6 protein-coding genes are annotated in these 3,654 nt (G+C 43.6%); all 6 read right to left on the reverse strand.

The genetic code is table 11. The features are described from left to right. Window positions 1–171: 171 nt before the first annotated feature. The 6 genes from KTE19_RS13185 to KTE19_RS13210 all read right to left on the reverse strand — a co-directional run bounded on the left by KTE19_RS13185 (window position 172) and on the right by KTE19_RS13210 (window position 3,532). Entirely contained in the window at window positions 172–516 is a 345-nt protein-coding gene (locus tag KTE19_RS13185) for a DUF1831 domain-containing protein (protein ID WP_217161665.1), read from the reverse strand. Further along, window positions 516–1,673, reverse strand: a complete 1,158-nt coding sequence (locus KTE19_RS13190) for a cysteine desulfurase family protein (RefSeq protein ID WP_217161667.1) — start codon at window positions 1,671–1,673, stop codon at window positions 516–518. Before KTE19_RS13190 ends, KTE19_RS13185 begins: the two co-directional genes overlap by 1 nt. Window positions 1,674–1,678: 5 nt before the next feature. Continuing rightward, window positions 1,679–2,380 carry a 5'-methylthioadenosine/adenosylhomocysteine nucleosidase gene (locus KTE19_RS13195; protein ID WP_217161670.1) on the reverse strand — a complete coding sequence of 234 codons (702 nt, stop codon included), beginning with the start codon at window positions 2,378–2,380 and terminating at the stop codon, window positions 1,679–1,681. A gap of 11 nt (window positions 2,381–2,391) precedes the next feature. After that, on the reverse strand, window positions 2,392–2,703 hold the full coding sequence (locus tag KTE19_RS13200; protein ID WP_217342477.1) for a hypothetical protein: 312 nt from the start codon (window positions 2,701–2,703) through the stop codon (window positions 2,392–2,394). 12 nt (window positions 2,704–2,715) lie between these two features. After that, window positions 2,716–3,258 carry an NUDIX hydrolase gene (locus KTE19_RS13205; protein ID WP_217342478.1) on the reverse strand — a complete coding sequence of 181 codons (543 nt, stop codon included), beginning with the start codon at window positions 3,256–3,258 and terminating at the stop codon, window positions 2,716–2,718. A gap of 67 nt (window positions 3,259–3,325) precedes the next feature. Continuing rightward, the gene (locus KTE19_RS13210) at window positions 3,326–3,532 is read right to left on the reverse strand and encodes a cold-shock protein (RefSeq protein ID WP_217161676.1); all 207 of its coding nucleotides are present in this window, start codon (window positions 3,530–3,532) and stop codon (window positions 3,326–3,328) included. Window positions 3,533–3,654: the final 122 nt, after the last annotated feature.

Genomic DNA, 3,654 nt, shown 5'->3' on the forward strand with positions numbered 1-3,654 from the left:
CAAAACAAAAAGAGCCCTAATCACAAAGTGATTAGAACTCGAATTTAGTTTCACCAACAACAGTTGACGAAGAGCCAAAAAGTAATGCATTCCAAAATCAGAATGCATTACTTTTTTGGCTTAAATTCTGGGATCAAATCACCTTTCGTCCCAATATCTCCAAAATTACGACTAATCAGCTCGTTTAATCACATCACGATCAATCAAGTTATTAATAATGAAATTATATTGTTCAACACTGTCCGCAGTTGCGTCGTCCTTAAAAATGTTCACTTTCTTAAGGCCGTTGCCAGTGGTGATGGACATTCTGAAGCCAGCCAAGTCTTTAGAAACCATCATTTTAAATTTGTAGCCAGCGTTATATGGAGAATTTGGATCTAATGAACGATCCAGTGAAAAATTGCCGGCTTTGGTTTCAATAAAGCCTAAATCTTTAAGGGTATACCGCTTAATCCCCTCACTAATTTGGTAAGTTTGTTGATCACCGTTTGCTTGCGCAGTCTTTGAAAATGCCATTACAGCTTCACCCCCTTAACTCGATTAGAAATTTTAGTAATTGCATCGACTAATTTATCTAGATCTTCAGTGGTGGTGTAGCGGCCAAAACTAATTCGAATTGACTCGCTAATTCGAGGACTATCCTTGCCATACATCGCAACCAGCACATGGGAAGGCTCGATACTGCCAGCTGTGCACGCCGACCCGCCAGACACAGCAATTCCAGCAAGATCCAAGTTGGTTTGCATCACGTAGGTTGAAATCCCTTTAAGCCAAATATTAAAGACATGGTTCAAATTATGTTCATCAATGTCCCCATTGACTTCAAATTCAACCCCATTTTCAGTTAATTTAGCCGCAATATATTGCTTGAATTTGAAATACTTTGCTTGTCGGTGAGCCTTTTCAGCTTCGGTAATTGTCTCAACCGCTTTACCAAATCCAGCAATGGCGGGAACATTTTCAGTCCCTGCTCGCCGTTTCTCCTCTTGATCGCCACCCTTCACAAAGCTTGGGAAGTTAATCCCATTGCGCTTGTAAAGAAAACCAATCATCTTGGGTCCGTTGATTTTATGAGCCGACGTTGACAGCATATCAATGTGGTCGCGGTTGACGTCAATGTTCAGTAATCCATAAGCCTGAACGGCATCTGTATGGAACCAAGCTTGGTGATCCTTCAAAATTTCCCCAATCTCATGAATGGGCATGACCGAACCGACCTCATTATTGCCCATCATGATGGAAACGAGGATCGTCTGATCATCCAATGCAGCTTTAAAGTCATCTAAAGAGATGTTTCCGTGCTCATCGACGGGTAAATAGGTAATCTTGAAGCCCATCTTTTCGAGAGCCTCACAGGTCTTTAAAACGGCCTCATGTTCAATTGCAGTTGTGATGATATGCTTGCCAAGTGACTGACGGGCAAGCGCCGTTTGCATAATCGCAGTGTTGTCACTTTCTGAACCGCCACTGGTAAAGATAATGTCATCAGTATCCGCATTGATGCTCTTAGCGATGATCTCTCGGGCATGTTCCATGACCGCCCGTGCTTGGCGTCCCAAGCCATACAACGTTGAGGCGTTCCCATAAACATTTTTATACTTATCCATCAGCTCCGCATACACTTCTTCGGAAACCGGTGTGGTTGCGGCATTGTCCAAATAAATCTCGTCCAAAGCTTTCACTCCTTTAATAACTCATTCTTGAAGAAATCAATTAACATTTGCCCAGACTTTTTGCCGGCACTCACAATGAATTGGTCAAAATTAACATTGGCGTTCTCATCACCAACATCAGACATCGCCCGAATGACGACGTAAGGCACCTTGTTTTCGTAGGCTATCTGGCCGACTGCGGCGCCTTCCATCTCAGAACAGAGTGCATCCGGAAAGTTTTGCTTGATTGTGGCAATGACTTTTGGATCGGCTACAAATTGATCGCCCGAAACAACGAGACCGCGATGGGCAACCACACCACTTTCTTTAGCGGCCTTCAAGATCTTATCTTCAAGCTGTTGATCAGCCGGGAACCGGGCTGGGAAATTAGGCAGTTGCCCCATTTTGTAGCCAGCAGCCGTCACGTCAACGTCGTGATAAGCGGTTTCGGATGAAACCACGACATCCCCAATTGAAAGGCCATCACCAATTCCACCTGCTGAACCTGAGTTGATCAAGCTGTCAACATTGAAATGATTAATCAGGATAGCAGCCGTAATTCCCGCTTGGACTTTACCAATTCCAGATTTAACAATGACCATTTTTTGATGATGAATTTGGCCGATGAAAAAGTCAGCATGACCATAATGTTCAGTTGTTCCGTTGTCGAGGGCATCCTTTAAGATTGCCAACTCCTCGTCCATTGCACATATAATTCCGTAAGCCATAAAAATTCTCCTTAATTAATGAAAAATAAGACTAAATAGACGATCAGGATTAAGAACAGCAACACTGAAATTGTCCAATTTAATCGTCGATTGATCTTTCTCCATTTGAATGTTTTAAAGTCTTCGGCAGCTTCTGTTGACGTCGCAGCCTCTGGGGCACGATCATCTGGCGCCTCTTGATTATGTTTGCGGGCGTACTGGCGCTCGACCTGCACTCGGCGCTTGTCACGTTGCTTGAAGTCGTCATCTTGTTGCTGCCGTAATTTTCTGTATTGTTCTCGAGTGAGTGGTTCGGACTCTTTTTTATGATCGTCAATTGCCAATTAAGTGGTCACCTACTTTTGCATGAGCTGCCAGTACTGGATTGCCATGATTGTTTTTGCGTCTTCAATTTCACCATTGGCAACCATTTCAACAGCTTCTGGAAGGGGCTTCTTGATAATCTCCAGGAATTCACCCTTATCACGGGGCAGTTCGTCTTCAACCGGTTGGAGATCTTCAGCCAAATACAGTTGCATATATTCGTCACAAAAGCCAACCGATGAATAGAAGCCGGCCAGTCGTTTAACTGTTCGAGGCACGTAACGAATCTCTTCATTGAGTTCACGAATCACGGCATGATGAAAATTAGTGTCCCGGCTATCCACTTTGCCGGCCGGAATTTCAATGGTGGTCTTGCCGATTGGGGCCCGCCACTGCTTTTCGAGAATCATTTGATTGTCGTGGGTCAATGCTAAAACACCGACTGCTCCCGAATGGTGAACGACTTCGCGAAAGGCTTGCTCACCATTTGGCAGACGAACAGTTTGCTTTTCAACATTAATAATTGCCCCATCATAGATTTTTTCTGAGCCAATAACGTGTTCTACAAAATTCAAAAAATCACCTTATTTTGTTTAATGATCTTATTCTACAAAGATTTGCCAGCTAATGCAATTGTGGCACTCAGTCTTCAACCACGTGGGCTTTAGCAGCTTGGGGCCCCTTTTGGCCTTCAACCACAACATAGGTCACTCTGGCGCCCACCTGAATGGTCCCGTACTGATCTTCTGGGAAAGCATTTTTAAAGAAGAACAGGTCGTCGCCATCATCTTGGGTAATGAAGCCAAACGCATTCCTTGGACTGTAAGTTTTAATTTTTCCTTTTAACAAAATGGTTCCTCCTTGTGAAACGTTAATCGTACTTGAAAAGTACGGGTCTAAACTTTCTGGTATTGATGGAAATCATCAATGCCAGTTTTTTTATCCAGAATAAATGGGACATCACTGTCCCC

Source organism: Lentilactobacillus dabitei (assembly GCF_019061365.1).
GTDB classification, from domain to species: Bacteria; Bacillota; Bacilli; order Lactobacillales; family Lactobacillaceae; genus Lentilactobacillus; species Lentilactobacillus dabitei.